This is a genomic window from Gimesia aquarii, from assembly GCF_007748195.1.
Lineage (GTDB): Bacteria > Planctomycetota > Planctomycetia > Planctomycetales > Planctomycetaceae > Gimesia > Gimesia aquarii.
Window position 1 is genome coordinate 5,443,582 of the sequence record NZ_CP037920.1, and the last position, 23,929, is coordinate 5,467,510.

Consider the following 23,929-nt stretch of genomic DNA (forward strand, 5'->3'; position numbering starts at 1 on the left):
CTCAATACCTCACTCACCATAAAAAATCAGGATAAGTAAACCAGAATCTCTTCCCGCTTCAGTCAATCAGTCATCGGTGGTCTCTCAGGTCACCGACTTGTGTAACGGTCTCTCAGGTCGCCACACACACTCTCTATGCGATGCACTCCTCGGCCAACGTTCATGCCACAGAAGCTGATAATCAAGATTTTGATATAACCGTTAAATCCGGTCTTTTCGTTAAGTCCGAAATATTCGGTCTGATCAATACAAATCGCAATACACGTGCCACTCCTGCAATTCACACAACAATCAGCACCACCACAATCGCTATAAAGCTAATAATAGTATCAACTTATAAAACCCCTACAATCATAACTTTTTATTGAGGTCGTTTTCAAAAAACCCCTGGACGTTCGAAATGTTCAAATTGCTTTACACCGGTTTTAACACTTTTGACAAGAATACCAATCGTAGGGATTATGCAGATTATGAAACGAATTGAGCCAAAATGAGAATCACCAGCCTGTCACTGAGAGTTAGATTTTGACTCAGAGCAGATGAGAGAGAGCAAGCGGGAAGGTATTAGAATGTGAAAGCAGAATTGCTCGCTTGAACTGAATAGAATGAATCTCAAAGCTGTCTGCAATCCACAAAAAAAGCCCCCTCAAACCGGAGTTTGAGAGGGCTGACGTTTTTCTCAGTCAGACGACTAGTTCAACAGCGGATTGTCGCCATCAACAATCGAACTGAAGAAGTCATCCACGTCGGACGTGTCGGCCGCTTCTTCGATCACGGGCAGGCGTCTGAGTGACTCACCCAGGGATTCACTCATCAGGTCGTGACCCGCTTCCTCCGCATCCAGGTCGGCATAACCCAGGGTGTGACCGAATTCGTGCAGGACCACAGTCAACAGATCCATGCGACCAAAGGCATCACTCTCTTCGTTCGCACTCAGGCCGCCATCGGCGTCTTCTGTGAACTCACTGTGATCAAAGGGTGTGTCATCCACGAACCAGCCATGACCGGCGGCATTGATGTCGATCATGATCGTCGTACTCGTGGCACCCCCCAGCATCGTGTCCGGCAGATCGGCCAGTACAAAGCTGATCGACTGCAGTCGCTCCAGCTCAGCGGCAGAAATCCCCGTAGCCGTCCAGTAGCTCAACGCCGCATCACGTACCGAATTCAAATCGGCCTGCGTCAGCACAGGGGCTCCCGAGTTGGCCACACTACTGGTGGCTTGAAGCGGTCCCGTACGTTCAATGCGAATCGCATCGGCCAGAATCGAACCATCCACGGCCGTATCGTTCAGGGTCACGGTAATCGAACCACCGGCACCGATGGTCACGGTTCCCAGGATCTCCCAGTTCGAACCCTCGGCGTTAAAGTCATTCGGGTCGATACGCTGATTGATGGCAATCGCTCCGCCACCGACTCCCGAACTGGTCACGTTATAGTCTACACCCGTGTCACGCAGTGGATGACCGTCCCAGGTCGCTGAGACCTGATACGTGCCGGCCACTAAACCGGTGAAGTTCCAACTTGCCGTACCGGTCTGCCCGATATTCATTTTCTGAGAATCAAAACCACGGTATGCCACAGCCCCCGATGCGAAGTAGTCGCCTCCGCTCGTGAAGCCGGCATCTCCATCGTCAATGATCAGTGAATTGACCGCAGTCGCCGAGACAGTAAAGCTGAAGGGATTCTCATCCGCATCATCGTTGGCAATGGTCAAGGCACCCGATGTCGAAGTCGCTCCATTGAACTCCAGTTCAAACGTCGTCGACTGACCGGCGGCCAGAGCCGTCGTGCCCAACGGGGTCGAAACCACAAAACCGGCAGGTGGAGTGATGGCTCCTAAATTCAGTGTCGCGGTTCCGGTATTGGTAATCGTAAATGTCTGGAACAACGAACTACCGAAGTTGGAGGTGCCCAGATCCACACTGCTGGCACCACTGGTCAGATTCGTGGCACCGGCCCGCACTTCAATTTCCGGAGCGGTCAGACCGACGGGAATCAATTCCAGTCGCATGGCGTCCGCGGCCAGATGACCCGTGGCACCATCATCGCTCATCGTGACCGTCAGGGTGCCACCGGCGGCAACCTGGAAGTTGCCCAGTTCTTCCCAGTTCGTGCCGTCGGCACTGAAGTCGTTCGGAGCAAACCGCTGATCCAGGCTGACCGTAATCGGACCACCGACAATCCCTGAGATCGTGATCTGGGCATTCGGAGCCAGATTACTGTGCTGGAACCAGTGGCTGGCAACCTGATAGGTGCCCGCGCCCAGATTGGTGAACTGCCAGGTCGCTGTATTGACGCCCGGCAAATCGCCGCCAATCAGTAAGTCCTGGTCATCCTGGAAGTAGTCGATGTAGGCCACCTGGGCGGTTCTGGTCTCCCAGGGATCACCCGTGTTGGTGTAATCCAGGTCGCCGTTGTCCACAATCATCGAAGCCGAAGCCGATCCGGAAACCATGAAGTTAAACGGATTCGCATCGGTCGAATCCACGCCAAAGGAGACCATGCCCCCAAAGCTGCCCGACGTGGCGGCGTTCATCTGCAGACTGAAGGTCGTGGAAGCACCCGGAGGCAGATTGGTATTACCCGGAGGGGCCACCATGCTGAAGCCGGCCGGAATACTGATGGGGCCCAGAGCCATGTTGCGTTCACCAAAGTTCGTAATCGTAAACGTGCGGATGACCGGAGCCCCCACAATCGTTTCTTCGAAATCAACGGCGCCCCCGTCTGCAACTTCCTGTGTGTCCAGGCCACTGCCGACTTCCACAACGATCACCGGATCCACGACACGGTAAATTCGGATTTGATCCGCATACACGATGCCGTCCGCATTATCGCTCAGTTGCACACTCAGCGTGTTACTGGTGATCTGCACCGGATCGCCGATGAACTCCCAGAGGATTCCGTCATCCAGGAAGTCATCGCTGCTCGTCCGCTGGTCTACAGCGACCGTGGTCACAGTCGCACCGTTATCAAAGATCGTATAGGGAGCATTCGAAGCAGCCCCCACCCCATTGGTGGTAATGTTAGGATTCACGTACCAGTTCGCGACCACCTGATAACGGCCCGGTTCCACATCGAAGGTCCAGGTCGCCGCATTGGCGCCTGTGCCTCCCTGGAAGAAGTCGCCCGCATACAGAAACTCCGGATCGAGCTGACTACCTGTTTCCAGCTCATTCCAGGTTCCCACAGTGGAGAAGTCCGCATCGTTGACACCCACGGTGGAGGGGCCCGCTTCCCCCATCACGGTGAAGTTATAAGGATTTTCGTCTTCATCACCGGTTGTGAAGGAGATCTGACCGAAGGTCGAACCTGTGGTGCCCCCGTCAAACTGGATGGTAAAGGTCACCGAAGACCCGCCATTGATCGTCACCGGTGTGGTGTCGGTCCCGAAGGGAGAGGCCGGATCAATGCTGAAACCGGGCGGAAACTCGATCAGGCCGGTAACATCCACGGGATCGGCTGACAGGTTCGTCACGGTAAAGGTCTTGATGATTGGAATGCCCGGCAGCGTACTGCCGAAGTCGACCACGCCGGTGTCGTCTTCCACGACGTCCCCGTCCACGGTCACCTGAATATCAGGTTCCGGCAGATATTCGATGCGGACCGCATCGGCAATCACACCGTTGGAGAGCGTGAAGTGGTCGCGGGGGAAACTGTTGGCATCGTTGGTCAGTTCCACAGTCAGTGTCCCGCCGATCACGGAGAAGGAGACATCCAGATCGAACCATTGCACACCGTTGGCGTCGACAAAGCTCGACGGGGCAACCGTCTGATCCACGTCGATCGGACCCCCTCCGTTCAGAGTGAAAGGTGCATCGTCCACACGGTTGGTGGCCGTTGGTGTGGTCGACCAGGTGGTGGAGACCCGGTAGTTTCCATCGGCCAGACCGGTAAAGGTCCAGGTTGCGGTTTCCGCCCCCGGTTGCGGTGTACTGCCCGGTTGATTGGGGACCGCACCCGAGACATCGCCTTCAAACCCACCGGCCCCGTTATTGACCGCATCCGGGAAGCTCACAAAACCGGCTGTGGCGGAGAAATCGGTATCCCCGTCATCGATGATGATCACATTCGAAACCGAACCCTGTAACAGGATGTTGAAGGTCTCTTCATCCACATCATCGGTGGTAAAGGAGAAGATGCCCGAACGGTCGCCGAAGGTATTCGAATCCATGGTCAGTGTGAACTGAATCGTATTACCGGGAGCAATCGCCTGATTGACCAGGTTGGTTGTGAAGCCGGCTGGCACCACAATGTTGCTGATATTCAGCGGTGCACTACCCTGGTTCGTGATTTCAAAGGTGCGGACCGCATCGGTCAACAGTTCGGTGGCACCGAAGTTGATGCCCCCCTGATGACCGTCCATGATGATCGTCGGCGGGACCGGTGCATCGGTGATATCGCGTAGTTCGATTTCGGGTCCGGCAGAGACACGTTCGATGCGGATCGCATCGGCGGTGATGCGGCCATTGGCCAGATTGGTCAGCATGACGGTCAACGTCCGGCTGTTGATTGTAAATACACCCAGGTTTTCCCAGACCGTGCCATCAGCGGTGAAGTCATCCGGCTCGAGTTGCTGGTTGAGATCGATGGTTCCCAGATCGACGGCGGCGGTACCGATGTCGGTGCGGGCGCCATCGAAGATCGTATACGGGGCATCCGTGGCCGCCTGTCCGACGACCGTGGGATTGGTGGAAACGGGCCAGGTGACCGAAATCCGATAGTCACCCGGTGTCAAACCATAGAATTCCCAGAAGGCCTGCGCGGGTCCGTTACCGATCGGAGATTCCTCACGTACCGAATGCACGTCATCTCCAAAACCGATACCATTCGTAATCGCGGCCGTACCCCCCGGATGGAAGGGCCAGTCGCCCCCAAGTGAGAAGCCGAGGTCGCCGTCATCGACAATGAAGGCGGGGGTGTCTTCGAAGGGGCGTACGTTTTCAAAGTTCAGGTATTGCACGGTGCCCACCCCGTCGGCGGTCAGGGAGAAACCGGTGTCGATCACTTCCTGGCCTTTGGCGTCGAAGTCGAGTACATCAATGCCCCCGCGGCCGTCAGCCGAACGCAGCACCGGAGGTCCGTCGATCGGGAAGTTGCCATCCTGCGAGAGTGGATCGATGAAGATAATATCATTGAACTCACTGCCCACGATGTTTTCCATGAAGCTGGGGTTCGTGTCGGGCTGTTGAGGTTGAATCTGTCTTAGTTCAATGGTGTTACCACCGAAGACATCCTGTGGGGTGTTGATGATGTCGACATCGAAGAGAATGCCCTGGCTGGCGAAGCGGAAGTCGATCGTGTCGTTACCGTGGATGTCGGTGATCACATCCTGGCTGCCGCCAGCCCCCGGTTCCATCAGGAAGACATCGTTGCCCCCGTTTTCACTGCCAACGCCGTTGCCGCCACCGTCCAGGTTGTCGCTGCCGAAGCCGTCACCGAGGATGTTGTCATCGTTGTCGCCGGTAATATTGTCGTTGCCATTTCCACCGAAGACGTTTTCGATGCTGTTGTCGTCATCGCCGCCACCGGTGCCTGCGACTAAGCCACCACCGATGTTGGTCGCGGTGCCCGCAAACAGGTCGACGGTGACGCCGGTTGTAAAGTCGCGGTAGTCCAGGCTGTCGTTACCGAGGGCCCCGTCGAGCGTACCGGTCAGACCAGCGCCATCACTTACATCGAAGCGATCCTGCTGGTTACCACCGATCAGGTTTTCGAACATAGTGAAGTCAATTCGCTGTTCGGGTGGTGTGGCGATTGCATCTCCGGCTGTGGTCGGACGACCGTTCATCAGATTGGGACGATCGGCAATCAGGAAACCTTCGTCAGTACCGGTAATGCCCCAGTAGTTATTCAGGTTTGGACCTTCCAGAATATCGTTGCCCAGGCTGCCGATCAGATCGTCGATATTATCAAAGCCGAGGCTGGCCACACCGGTACCCAGGATGCTGCCGTTGTTTTCACGGCCCTGGAAACCATCGATGGTGCCCAGCCCTGACAGGGCGATATGCACGGCGTTGCTGTAAGCATTGTAGTTGAGGGTGTCTGCATCGCCACCCCCGTCAATGAACCCGTTGAGTACATTGCTGCCCAGGAAGATAAAGAAATCTTCCCCGGCATCCCCGTTCAAACGCGTATCGACGCTGGCAGGCGTGGTGTTGAATAAAAAGAAATCATCATCGCCGTTAAAGCCGTTGAGGATCACGTTATTCAGGTCTTCTGGTGTGGTCATGTTGACTTCAACAACATCATTGCCATCGGTGCCCGTCACGTTCAAGTCATCAATATTCACTAACGTCACATCAGTGCCCGCGGCACTGGAAAGGCCATCCACGGTCGTCGAAGTGACTTCAAACGTATCCCCCGTGGCATCACCGGAATCAACGATCGTCAGCGTGTCAGTACCGCCTTCACCATCGACGGTGATATCAGCAAAGATGTTATCGACTGTATTCCCAGCGTCGAAGATCTGAATCTGATCATTGCCCAGACCGGTCAGGATGTTAACATCGGTCACGCCCGCTGGTGTGGAACGCACACGGATCGTGTCGTTGGCCGTATCATCGGCGGCAAACACATCGTCGGCATCCAGCTCAATCTGGGTGACAGTCGTTGCGGAGTCCAATGCGATCAGGTCGATCAGTTCTGCCCCCGTACCGGAAACAACCTGCAGTCCCTGGAAGCCGCTGAAGACCATATTGGTAAAACCACCGTTGGCCGTGATCTGGGAAACACCATCTCCCGCGGCACCGTCATCGTCGATATTCACAGTTGTGGTCAAGGGAGTCGATGAAGCATCGACCCGCAAGCCACCACCGGCGCCGTTGATGCCCACACCTTCCACAGCACCAAAGGAAAGTCCCAGATCGATGTCGGTTCCCAATGGGGTCGCTGCGACGATGTTACCACTGCCCAGACTGTCAATATTGTCCGAGAAGTAAGCCGCGTTGTGCGCGGTCGTGAAGTTGACGTTGATGGCATCAGTACCATCACCACCATCGTAGTGAATCGTGATGTCGTCGGCATCGTAGGTGGTCGGATTGAACTGATCTTCCAGCAACGTATCGGCGGCATTGTTCAGATGCGAACCGTTTGAGCCAGGAATCGCAGGTGCCGCCACATCGAACAGAGGCAGACCACCCGGTGATTCGTTGATATTGAGTGTTTCGTTGTCGGTCGAACCAATGACGGTGAACGACAGAATGTCGGCGGCGGCGCCAGAGAAGATATTGCTGGCGTTGACGTCGATCAACAGGTTCGTGCCTGCGGCATCCAGTTGCACGTCAATCGTGTCATCGGCCGCATTCTGGAAACCGGCGGCAAACATGTCCAATACCAGGTGGAAGGGAGTCCCACCACTGTTGACGTTTTCGATGCTGGTGAAATCCACAGTCTGTTCGAGGTCCGGAGCAACAAATCCGAAGGAACCCGAGCCGGGTGCTCCACCCAGTGTGAGGAATGGTGCAGCAGCCAGACCACTGAAGTCGAGGTTAAGTACATCGCCGGGTCCCGGTAATGTGGGATCGCCACCATTCACCGTGATCGGTGAATCTGCGGTCGGTAGAATGTTGAAGGTATCCGCGTCGTCACCACCATTGATCGTCGTCTGTGTGGCGCTTACGTTGCCCAGCAGGTCGACTGTCGCACCCGTACCGTCAGTAATCGGATCAATGTTAATCTCAATCGTGCCGAATAAAGCCAGAACGAATCCCCCCAGCGAGAGCAGGAAGTCATCGCCTGAGTTGAGGATCACATTCGACCCAGTGGATGTCACGGTGATACCACCATTGATGGTGAGATCATCCCCGGGTCCGGCTGCATCAGTCGCAGTCAGCGTCACATCGCCAGCTCCCGTTACATTGCTGGCCACGGTCAGTGGACTGGCAGCGGACACGTTCACCATTCCCAGACCAGCACTGACGCCTACCAGACCATCGACGGTACCAATTTCCAAAGCACCCGTATTGCTGATTTGGATATTGCCGTTAGGCGTTGTGGCGGCCAGTGTGCTGACTGCCGTATCGATATTGGCCGGGCCCCCCGCACCAATATCAGCGAATGCCTCTAATGCAGCTTCGTTACCGGTAATCAACGCAGTTTCGCTGGCCGTATTATCGATGATTGCCCCGCTGAGGGACTCCACGAGAACGGTACCACCGCCACTTCGCAGATCGGCAATCCGGGCATCGCCGGTGGAAATCACATCCAGAACACCGCCCCAGGCATTGACGACTCCGCCTTCTGCCTGCGTGAAGGAACCACCACCAAAACCATCATTGTCAGCGATCAGCGTCACTGCGGCTGCGGAGAAGGTATCAATGACCGAAGTCGCTCCCAAAATCAAATCACGATCCGCCAGCAGATCAATGGTTCCGCCGTTGGATTGAATGGTCGCATTGACAGTGATATCAAATCCGGATGTGAAACTGATTGGTGAAGCGGCACCAGTGGACTCGATGTTTTCGTCGACTGTTGCAATTCCCCCCACAAACAGAGTAATCGCGTCCGCACCCAAAATCCCAAAGAGTCCATCAACAGTTCCAATCGAAATCCCATCGGATTCTGCAATATTTATGACGCCTGCGGTCGAATCAGCGGCCAAAGTATTCACGTCCACTTCGATCTCGTCGCCTGTACCAATCCCTGTTGATGCTCGCAGGGCCACACGGTCTGCAAAAATCAGAACCTGTTCCGCACCGGTGTTATCGAGAATGGCACCATTGTTACTGGTGAGCCGCACCTCATCACCCACAATGATCGATAGATCAATATCACCATCGGCTATCAGATTGGTATCATCAGTGCCTGAGTTCACAACGACACCATCCAACATGGTGATCCCACCTGCTGAAGATTCAAGATGAATCAGGCTATCTGTCGTAGTAATATTCTCATCGATTTGTAAATCGGCATCCGTCGTCAGGGCAAGTACTGATACTGACTGGAGCCCTACCAGACCACTGATCCCTCCGATGGTTAAAGTCGTTCCACTGACGCCGTTGAGATTAATGGCACCTCCCGCATCAGCTTCGAGATTCGCAACATCAATATCCACCGCATCCACTGCTCCCCCTACGTCAACGGTGGCAGTTAAGATCGCTGTGGCTGTAGTCAAGGCATCAGCAGCACTGGATCCACCATCAGTAATTGAACCACCGGAGGCATTGAGGTCTGCGTTACCAGTTGTGATCACATCTTGATCGAGTACCACGTTGCCGATGTCTACAGTCAGGTCGCCTGAACCGAGGTCTGTCGCGTTGGTCTGGAAGGTCGCCGTGTCATCGGTGCCTCCGTTCACGGTCAGGTCAGCATCGAAGGTACTGTCCAGCCCTTCGATATTGACGGCATCCACACCACTACCACCGAATGCTTCGGTATTGATCGTTACGGAATCTGTGGCATTCAAAAAGGCAACAACTTCACCGAAGTTATCGGAGTCAATTTGTGAGACACCATCGCCGATAACCCCATCATCGGAGAGCGTGATTGTCTCTGCGCCACCGAGGAAACTGAAAGTACGATTGGTAGCGACAATCGTATCGAGAACCGGTTCCAGACCGGTATAGGTAATCGTCGCTACGCCTTCACCATTATAGAATACGCTGCCGTCATTTTCCGTTGTAAAGCGATGTTCAACGTTGGTCGCTGTTCCGCCCAGGATTTCCAGGCTGTCACCAACGGCTGTGTTACCTTGACCGTTGAAGAAAATTCCGCCCGTAGGATCAAACAGACCACCCCCTGGGTTGATAATTCGTAAGATGTCATCCCCGTCATCACCATTGAAGGTGAAATCAGTAGCTGCGTTGAAATTGATGATCGCGCCACCGTTAATCTGATAGGTACCAGAATCGGCGCTGGTCGCTGTTATTACGAGTACATCATCACCGGACGTACCATTAACGGCCACGCTGCCACCAAAGGTCAGGCCTTCAATCTCGTCATAGACGACATCCTGGAATCCACCCGTTGCTTCAATAGTTCCACCGTCTGGACCATCAGTAGTCAATGTGGAAGTTTCCCCTGGAGGAGTGAGGTAAGTCAATGTATCGCCTGGAGCAATCGTAGGATCACCACCAAAGATATCAATGGCTGTCAGAACGTTTGGAGAGACAGTAATGTCATCGGCATCCGTACCAGCAAACAATGTCAGGTTTTCCAACGTTTCAAAGCCCAAGGTAACCCCAGTGGCACCGATTACAGCACCACTTCCGGGAAATAAACTTTGAACGAGAATCGTATCGCCGGTCACATCACCCGAGTCGTCCACGATCAACTCGTCTGTACCGCCCCCCCCAACGAATGAGAAGAGTGACTGAATTCCGTCTACGGTCCCACCATCATTGGTGGCCCCGCCATTGCCATCGATGATCACCTGATCGTCATCGGTGTTTCCAGTCACAGTAATCTGTGTTCCTGCAATCAGATCCCCGTTCAGGTTAGCAATGCCCCCGACAGCATCGAAATCCAAGAAATCAATATTGATATTCAATGCAGATGCGGCATCCAATGTGACACCGGTTGCCAGATTAAGATTATCACCGGTCTCCAGTAAAATGTCGCCACTCGTACTGGTGATGTCAGCGTTGACGTTAATATCTTGTCCCGCACTAGCAGAATCAAGAGTTCTCAAAACATTGGTTCCAGCAGAAACAGCATCATTCACTGTGAGCGATCCGGTTGTGGTAAGGAAAACGGTACTTGCGTTCGCAGTGATTCCGCTTAAGCCATCGACGGTGCCAATTTCCAGATCACCTGGATTGTCGATGATAAATCCTCCACCGGCTGAACTGGCCGCCAGGGTATTGACATCAGTCTCGAGACCGGTAATCCCTCCTGGACCACCAACACGCAGGGCCACGCGATCAGCAGTGATCAGGGCATTTCCAGTCAGGTCATTAATACCACCACCAGTGGCAGTCACGCGTACTTCACTGGTTGTGGTCACATTCACCGATTCCACATTGAAGAACGCCGTTAAATCGATATCACTGGCACCAGCGTCGATCGAACCAGCGGCGCCAAATGTAATGTCTTGAGCCGTAGATTCAATGTCTACAGTGCCCGTTGTGGTAAAGGCACCATTAACGTTGACCTGATCGGCAGTCAAATCTAACAATCCGGAGCCAATGTCAACTGCGGCGGTGTTGATCGTATCATCGGTACCTGCGAGAACAATCAAGTCTTGATCGAAAGTTGAGTCAATGCCATTGATGTTGATGATGTCTGCCCCACTGCCACCCAGTGCTTCGGTTCTAATCGTCAACGAGTTAGTGGGATGTATAAACACGACTGATTCAGACAAGTCAGAATCAATAAAAGAAAAACCATCGCCCAAATTACCATCATCAGACAGCGTGATCGTTTCTGTTGCCCCGATGAATGTAAAGGTACGGTTCGCAACGACGAGATTATCTGTTACTGGCTCCAAACCCGTGTAAGTAATAATTGGAGAGATCTGACCATTGATAAAAATCAAACCATCGTTGGGAGTCTGAAAAATATGATCCAGTGATGTCAGGGTGTCCGTTGAGATGAGAGTCATTTCGTCGTTACCGCCGACTCCCCCGTTGAAGACAATTTCCAAACCAGTATTTTCATCGATGCCGGACAGGTCGAATGTCAGGGTATCGTCCTGGTTGTCTTCGCCATTAATGACAAGCGGTCCACCGAGTGCTGCTAACGGCGTATTCGAAATCACGTCTCCGGTGGCATCATCTGTGATGACCACATTTCCACCTACCAGTGCGATGGTGTAAGCATCGGGATTTCCATCGACGGGTAGATCTACCTGAGGTGTTGAGTTTTCAACAACAATCGCGACATCGTTACCATCTCCACCCGCATAAGTCAGAAACGCGCTCTGTCCGATGACGCCGAGGAAGTCGGTAAATTCATGACCTTCGGACAAACCATTGAATGTGCCTGTGACAGGGTCGGTACTATCATTGTCGATGATCACAAACTGATTCCCTTCCGCGGGATCAAAACCATCGATCAGATTCAAAGTAGCACCACCTAAGTCGACCGTTCCGTTGACGACCAGCTGATCGAAGTCGGTTCCTGCGAGGATACCGTTGATTTCGATATCGAGCGTATCGTCGGCATCCAATGTCAGATTGCCATTCATGGTGACCTGACCGGGGCTATTACCGGGCGCGAGAGTGACATTGTTTCCGGTAGCGTCTACATCTCCCGCGTAGGTACCGGCTAAAATGTTGACAGTTCCACCAGAGGATACGCTATCAATTGCTTCTTGAATACGACCGGTCGGTCCGGTCTGACTACCTAACGCGGTAACATTGAGTACAGAGAAGTCTCCCTGAAAACCAGCTGTGACTCCATCGGTGTCTGTTCCCACATCCAAAAATGAAGTGAAGTCGACGGGGCCCGTCATCAGGGCAGCTATGGTTGCTTCAGCAGAACTGCCCCACCAGTTATTGGAGGCATTGACAGTTTCTCCAGCACCGCTGACAACTCCCAGCGTATTACCGGCTAGTGTGTTGCCATTCACGTTGAGTTGGGCTCCTGCAGTCAATGCACCAAAGGCCGCCCCCACATTGTCGTAGACACTAACGGCGTTATCAAAACCAGTGATCGAGTTGTTTGAAACATTGATCACTGCAGATGCGGAAACGGCTCCCACTGTACCATCGTTGGTTCGAACAAAAACACCAGATGATTGTGGTGTTCCACCAGCATTGCCGACATTGCCACCATCGATTGTGTTGCGTTCAATATTGATTTGGTCAGATGCGCCACGCAGCTGGATCCCATGCACGGCTGTTGCACCGGCACCAAACGTACCGGAAAAAGTGATGTCATTTTCGTTGATATTGATGGGCGCGTGAGTGAAGTTCGAATCAAGATACGTTTGAATCTTACCAACGGTAGCATCCATGACTCCAACGTCACTGTTAATTGTGTTTCCGCTAATATCGACGGTACCCGCCAGCCCACTACCAGTGACGAAGATAATAATCGATGTGTCCATCGAGTCCGTCATTGTATTGTTGGTGATCTGCAGATTCTCAACGACTGTGCCCGCGCCAGTGTAAGCCTTAAAAAGAGTGAAGTCACGATGGTTGTCTTCAAAGATATTATCATCGACGGTAGAATCACGAATTTCTTCCGCGAACACAGCGGTATGTGTAAAGTTCCTGAAGGTAGAACCTGTGATTTGCACGTCGCGCACATTACCAGTGCTGCCGTCGTTCGCCTGATAAAAACCTAATGAACCCCCATCAAAGACAGAATCTGTGATATAGACTCCATCGCCTACAGCAGAAGAGGCAAACCGGATGCCTGAACCATTATTCTGGAAAAGACTGTTAGACACAGTCATGTTTGTCATCAAGGTGTCATTGTGTATTTCAATCCCACGCGAACTGTTACCAATGAATTCCACATCGTCGACCAGCAGGTTATCGATTGTGCCTGCTGGTAAATGAGCACGAATTCCCTGCGAGCCATTTTGCAAGGTCATGTTCTGGAATGTCACATCATCTGCACTTACAATAAATAGATTGCCGGCATTATCAATAATCGTGCTGCCAGTGCCGGCTCCATTCAAAGTGACGGACTTATTGACATTCGTATTTTCATTGTAAGTTCCGGCAAGGATGTTGACGGTTCCCCCGGACGTGACACTATCAATCGCTTCCTGAATACGCCCAGCAAGACCTGTTTGACTACCCAGTGTCGTGACATTGAGTGTGGAGAAGTCACCTTGGAAACCGGCTGTCCCGCCATCCGTGTCTGTTCCGACATTCAAAAATGAAGTGAAGTCAACCATCGAAGCGTCGCCAGCAACACCGCCGCTCTTCATGGAATTAGCGATTGTTGTTTCGTCCGTGCCGCCCCACCAGTTGCCGGAAGCGTCAATAGCATCTCCACCGTGGTGACCGATGAGTTCGGAGAGCGTTGAGGAGTCGAAAAAGTTGTTATGAACGGCTACATCGGATACGCCATTGGAAGTGTTATTGAAGACGCCGACACCTCCCGATGCGTTGCTGAAGGCGTTGCCTTCGATACTGACATCAGCAACGAAGTCATTGGCGATGCCTACGACCACGTCATGGATGTTGTTGCCGAAAATGTCTACATTCGTGTTGCCCTGGTTAAAAATACCGCTGACCCAATTATAAATTTCGTTGTTCTGGATCGTGATGTTGTCGTTATTTCCATTAAATGTAGAGAGCACACCACGACTACTGACTCCCGTTCCCGGGCCTTCCAGAATACTGTTCTCGATCGTATGCCCCGAAGTGCCGGCGGTCATGAAGACAGCAGTTATATCACCAATGCCGGCCGGACCGGTCCCATCGACGATCTTCAGTCCGTCAATCACAACATCGTTCGCAAAGAGACGAAACCCGCCGGTCAGTTCACTTTCCAGGCCGCGGACACCAGGGTCAACCCCCGCAGCAATCCCGGCATTGGCTCCCTGAAGAATCACGGAGGTATCCACGATCACATCTTCGACATAAGTTCCGGCGGCAATATTGATGGTATCGCCTGCGACTGCTGCGGTCACCGCTGCCTGAATCGTATCAAAGGCCGTCGTTCCAAAAATGGCATTCTGATCTCCAGGTGCGATGGGATCGGTATCAGTGCCGACGATGTTGTCACCGTTTGACAGACCAGAGAAATCGTCATCCACAAAGAAGGTCGTCAACAACGTCCGATCTTCCAGAACTTCTGTTGTGGAGATTTGATTGTTGACAACCGACTGCCAACGTTGTCGTATGTTGCGTCGATCTCGCGATCGGAAGACACGACGTTTTTGAATTCGAGACGTGAGAGTACCGAGCCAGTTAGTAAGCAGCATCCTGTCAACTCCTCAGTTAGTAGGTCAAATAGTTGTAGAAGGACAACCAAATGTAAGAACTGTAATAATCTTTATTCGCTACTGACTGAATTGAATGACTCTGTGTATTATGGAAGAATTTCCGCCCACTCGTCATTCCATTCAGCACCATGTTTTATGATTTTAAGATGTCAAAATGCTCAGAGTCAGAATCTGCGCAAAGAATCCACCTTGAATTATCTAACCATCAATATCGAAATATCCCAAATATTTCCACAAAAAAAGCACCTCTTCTCCCAATTTTAACAAATTTACCAAGATGTTTGCATTTCACTCAAACCACTCACACCTACACAAAATATTCATCGCGAACAGTATTTTCATCACGTCTTCTCCCTAAAGATCACCTTTTAACAAATGACAGCGAGCCCCTTCGCGCCTTTTATCCCTCAAAAATTGTGCGAATATCTGAAAACTTCTATTCAATGCAGACTATTTTTCTTTACATTTGGTCTGTTCTCAACACACAATATTGTGAGACGGGGGCAGTCTTCTTAGTAGAACTGCGCGAATTGGTATCGGAAATGGCTTAAAACTAGAGGATTGAGATGCGTTTGAAGCATTTGGGGATGGGTTTACTGTTGGTTCTGGCCTGTATTACCAGCGGGTGCCAAAAATCGGAACGAGCTAATCTGATTGGCCGTTGGACGAGTCGAGGCGGCCCGAACATGATCTTTCAGGAAGACGGCATTGTTTACACAATCAATAAGGGCGATCGACGTCAAAAAGGTCTTTACTACCTAAACACCGAAACCAAGCCTCAAACTATCATTATGGATATGAGAAGAAGCGATTTAAAGTCTGTCTTGTATTTCGACTTTGCTGCATTCTCTTCCAAACATATCGAACTCACACCGACCCATCTCAAAAGGGTAGGTGAAAAGAAAAAAGAAAGTGAACGCAAACGAAAACTCCTTTTCCAGAAAGTGGATCCCAATGATCCCCTGCGTGGCGAAAACAGTATAGCGAATACTGCCAGTACCAGACCAAACACACGCTAGTCAGTGAAGAGAATCGACCAGAACACATAAAAAGAAGGAGCAGAAGTCGCCAGACCTCTGCTCCTTTTGTCTTAAATGGTCACTTCAGTTATCAGTTGTGATTATTCTTCAGCCCGCACATTGGTCATCGACTCAGTGCTCTGAACCGTTTCAAAGAATTCGTTACTCTCTGACGGGATGAAATCATCATTACTGACATGCAGAGGAGGCTCAAATCCTTGAATTGAAATCTCTTGAACACCCGAGATTTGAGCAACCGGTACTTCATCCACTTCGATCATTTCAGGATTGATGACGTCGGCTTCGGAAATAATCCGGAACTGTGGATCTTCGGAAACAACAGGCTCTTCTTCTACAGGAGCAGGCTCGATCACAGGACTCTGAGCAATTTCCACTTCTGATTGTTGCTCATTGAACTGCATCTGTTTTTTCTGCAGTTCCGCAACCTGTACGATGGCTTCCTTGACAGAATCCAGATCGGGGTTGAGCTCTAAAGCCCGATTATAATGCTGGGCTGCATCATCCAACATTCCTCGTTGCAGACAAATATAGCCAATATTGGCATGTGCTTCTTCTGCACTCAGGACAGAACGAGCGATTTGATATGCTTCGTCCATTCGTCCCTGATGCCCTAAAACCAGGCTCAAGTTATTGAATGAACGTTTGGAACTGGGATCACGCTTGATCGATTCTTCCAAAGCAATTTCGGCTGCTGGCAGATCGTTCTGGAGATAGAGAGCATAACCCAGGTCTGTTAGAAACTTGGGATTTTCTGGTTGAACCTTAACAGCTTCCATTAAATATTTGGCTGCCTGATCCTGCTTCCCCATTTTAGAGTAGACAATCCCCATACGATTTAAAACGGTCGCATTTTTGGGATTTCTTTGTAGGACGACACGATAGGTTCGTTCTGCTGTCGCGAACTGACCACTCTCCTCTGCTCTGCGAGCCATAACCATTTGTGGCGACTCTTGAGCAGGCTGCATCAGATTCGAGCCTACCATATTATGCGTATGTGAACACCCTGTTGAATACAGAGTGGCCACTCCGGCAATCATGATTAAATACCATTTATTAGTTGAGTTTCGCATTCCTTTACCTCACAAAATAAAATTGTGATGTTTCACTATCCATTGTGAGAAACACTCAGACCATCCTGGGCCAAAACTAAATGTATCAAAAAGTTTAAATTCGACCTGAAAGTTACTCGGAAGTAATTTAATAAATGCCGTGTGGAGTTTTGCTTGAGAGAAAACTAGCACAAAACAACGGGACTTACTCTCAAATATCGTCTTTCCCCCCTCTCGAAGATGAAAGAAGTCAGAGAATCGATAGAGTCTTCTTGAATTCCCAGCTGGAGTAAAACCTATAGTTTCACAAATGCCTTCTGAACGGCAAATTTTGCCGATTGAGACTGCCATTCCCACTTAAAATCGCTATGACGACTAGAAAAAAGATCTTCACACACCGCTTGACAAAAATGATCATTCGTATAGACTTCCTGCAGTTTTCTGAGATTCTATCAAAATGAGTGTGAGGTGTTTCATCAATTCGTCGCAGCCACCACAGGCCAAAGGCCGGGGGTCACAGATCAACCCTCCGAACCGGTTTCTGCCCGTACTTTACGAGCAAGACTTCGAGCAGCTCGAACATGATACGGAATACCTGGAGGGTCTGCGTCATCTGCCCACGAAATATTATCCTGATCACAGCCTGTCTCTTGTCATGGAAAATCAGAGTCCGGATATCGGTTTCCGCTATAGCGTGAATCCTTATCGCGGCTGCGCCCACGGTTGCGCGTATTGCTATGCACGACCGACTCATGAATATCATGGCTTAAGTGCGGGAACAGATTTCGAAACAAAAATCTTTGTGAAAGAACGCGCGCCCGAGTTATTTCGCGACTGGCTGGCACGCGATCAATGGTCACCCGAAGTCATCGTCTTCTCTGGTGTGACAGACTGTTATCAGCCCGCGGAAAAACAGTTTGAACTCACACGAAGCTGTCTGAAAATTGCAGCCGAGGCACGACAACCGATCTCGATTATCACCAAGAACGCGCTCATTCTACGCGATCTGGATCTCCTCAGCCGTATGGCGGAAGACCGTATTATCGCGGTGAATGTCAGTATCACGACACTCCAACAGGAATTGACGCGCACACTGGAACCGCGAACGAGTGCTCCTGCAGCACGGCTCCGTACGGTTCGAGAGCTGTCCCAGGCTGGTGTGCCCGTGAATGTGATGGTAGCGCCAGTCATCCCCGGACTCAACGACTCAGAAATTCCACAGATCCTGGAAGCGGCGGCGGACGCAGGCGCGCAAACCGCGCACTACGTTTTATTACGATTACCGTATACCGTCAAACCGGTTTTTCTGGAATGGCTCGAGCGGACGCGCCCCGATGAAAAAGCACGTATCGAATCACGGATACGAGCCTGTCGTGACGGTAATCTTTATACAGCTCAGTTCGGCAAACGGATGAAAGGAACTGGAACTCTTGCAGAGCAGATCGGAAAACTATTCCGGGTCTTCGCGAAAAAACATGGGTTAGATCAGTCTTTACCTGCACTGGAAACGAAATACTTTCGTCCCCCCCTGCCTACATCAGGGCAATTGCGACTCTTCTAATTTAAACCGCCTGAGCGGGATCCTGTTGATAGAACAGTTTCATCGTCTCGTACAGATCGACAGAGTATTCTCGCATCTGGCGAGGCTGTTCAAAAAAATGTTCCGTACAGACGGCGAAGAACTCGGCTGGATTGGTTGCACCATAAGGATCGATGAATGTTTTTCTGCCATGCTGTAACTGCGAAACCAATGATTCATATTCCGCAGTCATGACTCGTGTCCATTGCTCGTACTGTTCCGAATCATGTAAGGGAGGGGTTCCGCTAAACTGCCGATCAAGGGCATCGTAGTAGTGCGCGAATTCGTGTATGACGACATTGCGACCATCATCGGGAACTTGCCCCCCTTCATAAATGCTTTCCCAGGACAATACGATCGGCCCCGAACCCCAGGATTCTCCCAAACGAAATGAGGTACCTTCTGTCATGACACCAATGGAATCGATCAGAGTCTCTTTTGCGACATATGCATCGGGATAAACAAGAATCGTTTTCAGACGATCAAAACAATCGTTGGCAAACCCTAGCGTGATCAGACAGGCCTGACCGGCAATGGTCAGCTTGACCTCTTCTGTAATTTCAAAGCCGTTACAACCTTCCCAGTATTTTTCTTTGACGAAAATCTGAACGCGTTGAAACAGGAGCGTTTTCTGCTGTGCCGTTAAGTGATCGAGTTGCGCTACGTTTTGCTCAAGAATGGTTTTCCAATGATCGGGAATGGGTGAAGCGAGGATTTTCCTGCGTCGGCGGTTTCGCAACCAGGTAAAAATCATGAATAACATTCCTCGACAGTAATTTGGAAGATAATTGCGTGACCTAAATCTTAATATTCACAAGAATTATAGTACTATTTCTAGTGAAGAACAGAGCCCCTGAAAGCCACAGGAATTGACGAACCCAGGTGAGCAATGTAGATCGACATGGAAAACGCGTTACAGTTCTTATCGAATGAAACTAGATTCAGCTTCAAGTGAAGAATGATGGTAATCTTAAAAAAACTTTAAAAACTCAATTTGACAGTACCAGAATGATAAGTTCCCTGTCCGTTCATTGAACGAAGACACAAAACTTGGCAAAATTGAGAGATCGTTAGATGTCTCAACATAATTACTCACCCATTCACTTTCTATTCCTGAAAGTCATCATGATTCAAATTATTCGACTTACGCTTTTGACAATCGCCGTCTGTTTCCTGTTTCCTGTTCAAACACAACTCAAAGCAGCCCCACCAGAAAAGCCAAATATCATCTTTATCATGGCCGATGACCTCGGGTATGGTGACCTGGGATGTTATGGTCAAAAAATCATTAAAACCCCTCGCCTCGATCAGATGGCGGCAGAAGGCATGAAATTCACTCAAATGTATGCAGGCTGCACCGTGTGTGCTCCCTCACGTTGTGTATTGATGACTGGCCTGCACATGGGACATGCCCGAGTGCGTGGCAACACATCGGTTCAGGAAAACCAGTCTCTCAAAAAGGATGACATAACCGTTGCTCAAGTTCTGAAAAAAGCGGGTTATCAAACAGGGCTCACAGGCAAATGGGGCATTGGTGAAGCAGGAACCGCCGGTGTTCCGAATCTGAAAGGATTCGATTTTTTCTATGGCTATTTGAACCAGCACAACGCACACAATTATTACCCTTCGTTCCTTTGGAGAAATAACAAAAAAGAACGACTGCGCAACGTGATTGACCCCAAATCGGTAAACCCTGCCGGCATCGGAGGTGTCGCAACCAAGAAGGTCGATTACTCGCATGACTTGATCATGAATGAAGCGCTCGACTTCATAGACCAGAATGCAAAGAACCCATTTTTTCTGTATGTCGCGTTAACAATTCCCCACGCCAATAACGAAGCCGGCAGAATGGTCGGTGATGGACAGGAAGTTCCCGACTATGGAATCTATCAAAACAAAGACTGGTCGAACCCCAATAAAGGACAGGCCGCGATGATTACCCTCATGGATGCCGGCGTAGGCCAGATTCTGGATCGACTTAAAAAGTTAGGCATTGACGACAACACAGTCGTCATGTTTACCTCAGATAATGGACATCATCAGGAAGGCAGAAACGACGCAAAGTTTTTTGATGCCAACGGCCCACTTCGTGGTATGAAACGCGACCTCTACGAAGGAGGCATTCGTGTACCGTTCATCGTGCGGTGGCCGGGAACTACGCCTGCGGGAACCGTCTCTGATCACATTGGCTATTTTGGAGATTTGATGGCAACCGCCTGCGAATTAGCACATATCCCCTGCCCGCCCGATCTTGATAGTGTCAGTTTTGCGCCCACCATTGAAGGACACCCCAAGAAACAAAAGCAGCATGGCTTCCTCTTCTGGGAGTTCTACGAACGAGGTGGCAAACAGGCAGTGCGATTTGGAAATTGGAAAGCCGTCCGCATGCCGATGTTTACCGGAAAAACAGAACTTTATGACCTGTCAAAAGACCTGGGTGAAGGGAATAATGTCGCCAGCCAGCATCCTGATCTCGTGGACAAAATCGAAGAGATGATGGACCAATCACATACTCCAGATCCTCTCTGGAAACCGAGGGGAAAGTTGAATAAGAATCAACCTGCTCCCGGCGATGGTAAACCGCGTTTTTAAACGTTTCCCCAAAATACTTTGTTTCAACCGAAAAAGCAGACTGGATTCAGTCTGCTTTTTTCATTGTTCTGAAAAGATCACTCTACGATTCACTTCCCAACATCTCGTTTTTTCTTCCATTTTTTTTGAGTCAAAGAGAAGGGAATTACGTATTACTAGACAGAAACGAGATTGTCTGCTGTTTGATTCCAATGTCAGTCAAGGAGACGGAATGATGTGTTTTACGATAGACCAGGTAGAAGAAACGGAAAATGATCTGAGACAAAGATAGCCTTTTGGCCCGCTAATTCTCAAAAAGGAAATACACACTTTTTGCCCTTTCTGAGAATCATGTGCGGAACATAACGGGTCTTACAAAACGAGATTCATTTTTCAGGGGAAGATAATATTATCAACACTGACTAGAGCAGCGCGACCTGTACCGCAGTCGTAATAGGCAATTGAGGATGCACTTGCGTTGAAGAAATTAACCCCAAATACTTGAGTACAAAACCCTTGCACGGGCACAGTTGCTTGAGCGATGACGGCGGGAAATCCGCCCGCTCCACCAGTAAGAGTTGCCTGTGAAACTCCGTTTGCTGGTTGATTGACAAACGTGGCTGTAGCCGTTGATGTCACATTGGTAATGGTATTGCGAAAAGTAACCTCTGCTGTAACCCCAAATTCTCCCCATGCATTACCAACATTATTTGGCATTGGAGGAGGAGTATACCCAGGTGGGCCTAATTGGTTGGTAGAAACTCCAAAGTGAAGAAAATCTGTTGCTGTAAATGAATTACTATCAAAATTAATTCGAACTGTTCGAAATTCGCCAGGAGATATCAGATCTTCAAATGTAAAACAAACATCGCCATTCGGATTAGGGCAATCCCAGTTTGGAGGTCCGGGATTAGTAGGGTCCACATCTACTCCACTAAAAGTACCAATAACCGTTGACACCTGAGGATCTGTACCAGAAGCAAAAAATGCTTGTGCATTTGGAGGACCACCATTCCTAAGTGGAAGAGTAAATGCGACCGAGTCAATTGCAAGATTCGTTCCCGAATCAAAGCCCAATCGGATCGTATTAGGATCTGCACTATTGCCATTATTCAATTGAGTAATCGTGATTGTCACGCCACCGGCAGCACAGCTGGCGTCTGCGTTCCCGTTAAATATAATTGGATCTGTTATGGAATCAATTGCGCCAAATACAAGATTCCCCGTATTGGAAGCATTACCATTGGGGTTGCCAGGAACAGGAGGCGTAAAATTCGTATTCGGAGTAAAAGCAACTCCCAGTATTGGATTCGCTTGCGTGTAGGCCACACCAACATTTCTGGGAATCTGAGTCGACCCCGTACCGCTGTCTCCCCATTCTTTGACGGCAGCGAGTGCAGCGGAATCCAAAGCATTATTGATTTCTATCTGTGCCTGCCACAACGTAGCAATTTCTAATACAACACAGAAGAACGTCAGGAACAAGGACCCCCAGAGAATGAGCCAAAGAATGGCAATCCCACGACGGTTTTGGTGTGAATTCGTGTTAGTAAGAATTCGTTTCATTGTTACTGCCTTAATTTAAAAAATGAATAACGTAAGTATTTCAGTAGACAATGTTCGTCCTCTCACAACTCGTTTCAATTGATCATGTATTGTTCAAGAAGCTAAATTTGAGGGGATCATATCTGACTGGATAAGAATTCAGAGGGATTCCAAGCCAGACAGTGGCACAAAAAATCTACGAACCGACAATAAGAAAACGGTTACCACGGAAATCAATTAAAGTTGGACGACTGCCAACTTAATGATCCGGATTTTTAGATATCGCCAGAATTTGCTCCAACACAATGAAACTTACCTAAGATGTTTCTTGTTTTGCAGATTGTAGCCTGCATATCAAAATAGAAACTGTTTCAATATTTGTGCCTGACGAATATCTTTGGCCCAATTACCAATTGCTTGGAAATTTCATTGTAGAGAAAATACAGTGAAATGGAAACAAAAAAAGATTAGTGGTACCTACCCAGATGATACTGTGCATCTTTGAATAGTACATTACGTTTAGAAATGATATTCACAAGTTCTAATCGACAATTGATACGAGACACGAATTCAATTTCGGACGATGAGCGTGTTCACTGAATTCAATCTCGAAACACAAAAAGAAAGCGAGAGACATGCGAACGTAGAAATTCTGGTGGGTGCAACTCGTCCGTTACCAGTCTCAAAATAAGCGGTTGATATGCAGATACATTTTATGGACCGACGCTGACAAGAGCAGGCTGCCCGTTAACTGTATTCACGTAAGCAATTGATGATGCAGATACATTCAGAAATGAAAACCCAAACAATGTACTGCAAAACCCTTGTACTGGGACTGTTATCTGTGCTCTCACAGCGGGAAATGTTGCTGGTGCCAATGCTGCTGGATCAAGTGAATTAGGACGAGTTAAGGCAGTTAATCCGCCAAATACAAGATCCCCATTAAAGGAATCATTTCCATTAGGGTTTACAGGCTGAAAATTCGGATTAAGTCCGACCGGAGTACCAAGTATTGGATTGGCAGCGGCGTAAGCAACTCCAACATTTCTCGGAATCTCAGTGGAGCCAAGCCCGCTTGTATCCCACTCTCTGACTGCCGCCAACGTTGCTGAGTCAAGCGCGTTATTAAGTTCAACCTGTGCCTGCCACAGCGTGGCTATTTCTAATAGAACACAGAAAAAAGTCAGAAATAAAGATCCCCAAATCACCAGCCAAAGGATGGCAATTCCGCGACGATTGTGATGAAGTTCAGTTTTTGATTGAATTCGTTTCATGGGTCACGTATCAGTCTATGCAA

At 49.9% G+C, this 23,929-nt stretch carries 8 protein-coding genes; 3 read left to right on the plus strand and 5 right to left on the minus strand.

Features of this window, described 5'->3' with window-relative positions; all coding sequences use genetic code 11:
• Positions 1-691 precede the first annotated feature (691 nt).
• Positions 692-14,827 (minus strand): golvesin C-terminal-like domain-containing protein, encoded by a 14,136-nt coding sequence (locus V144x_RS20880; RefSeq protein ID WP_144987785.1) that lies wholly within the window; start codon positions 14,825-14,827, stop codon positions 692-694.
• A gap of 587 nt (positions 14,828-15,414) precedes the next feature.
• On the opposite strand from V144x_RS20880, the gene V144x_RS20885 reads away from it, so the two are divergent.
• Positions 15,415-15,867 (plus strand): hypothetical protein, encoded by a 453-nt coding sequence (locus V144x_RS20885; protein WP_144987787.1) that lies wholly within the window; start codon positions 15,415-15,417, stop codon positions 15,865-15,867.
• A gap of 101 nt (positions 15,868-15,968) precedes the next feature.
• Here V144x_RS20885 and V144x_RS20890 read toward each other — a convergent pair whose 3' ends face one another.
• On the minus strand, positions 15,969-16,958 hold the full coding sequence (locus V144x_RS20890; RefSeq protein ID WP_144987789.1) for a tetratricopeptide repeat protein: 990 nt from the start codon (positions 16,956-16,958) through the stop codon (positions 15,969-15,971).
• Positions 16,959-17,394: 436 nt separating this feature from the next.
• On the opposite strand from V144x_RS20890, the gene V144x_RS20895 reads away from it, so the two are divergent.
• Entirely contained in the window at positions 17,395-18,498 is a 1,104-nt protein-coding gene (locus tag V144x_RS20895; protein ID WP_144987791.1) for a PA0069 family radical SAM protein, read from the plus strand.
• 1 nt (position 18,499) lies between these two features.
• Here V144x_RS20895 and V144x_RS20900 read toward each other — a convergent pair whose 3' ends face one another.
• Positions 18,500-19,270, minus strand: a complete 771-nt coding sequence (locus V144x_RS20900) for a M90 family metallopeptidase (protein WP_197998557.1) — start codon at positions 19,268-19,270, stop codon at positions 18,500-18,502.
• A 371-nt stretch (positions 19,271-19,641) separates the two neighbouring features.
• Between V144x_RS20900 and V144x_RS20905 the strand changes: the two genes are divergently transcribed.
• On the plus strand, positions 19,642-21,108 hold the full coding sequence (locus V144x_RS20905; protein WP_144991049.1) for an arylsulfatase: 1,467 nt from the start codon (positions 19,642-19,644) through the stop codon (positions 21,106-21,108).
• A 372-nt stretch (positions 21,109-21,480) separates the two neighbouring features.
• On the opposite strand, the gene V144x_RS20910 is transcribed toward V144x_RS20905, so the two are convergent.
• Both V144x_RS20910 and V144x_RS20915 read right to left on the minus strand, forming a co-directional pair.
• Positions 21,481-22,653: a TadE/TadG family type IV pilus assembly protein gene (locus V144x_RS20910; protein ID WP_144987795.1), complete on the minus strand. Its 1,173-nt coding sequence runs from the start codon at positions 22,651-22,653 to the stop codon at positions 21,481-21,483.
• Positions 22,654-23,345: 692 nt separating this feature from the next.
• Positions 23,346-23,906, minus strand: a complete 561-nt coding sequence (locus V144x_RS20915) for a TadE/TadG family type IV pilus assembly protein (protein ID WP_144987797.1) — start codon at positions 23,904-23,906, stop codon at positions 23,346-23,348.
• Positions 23,907-23,929: the final 23 nt, after the last annotated feature.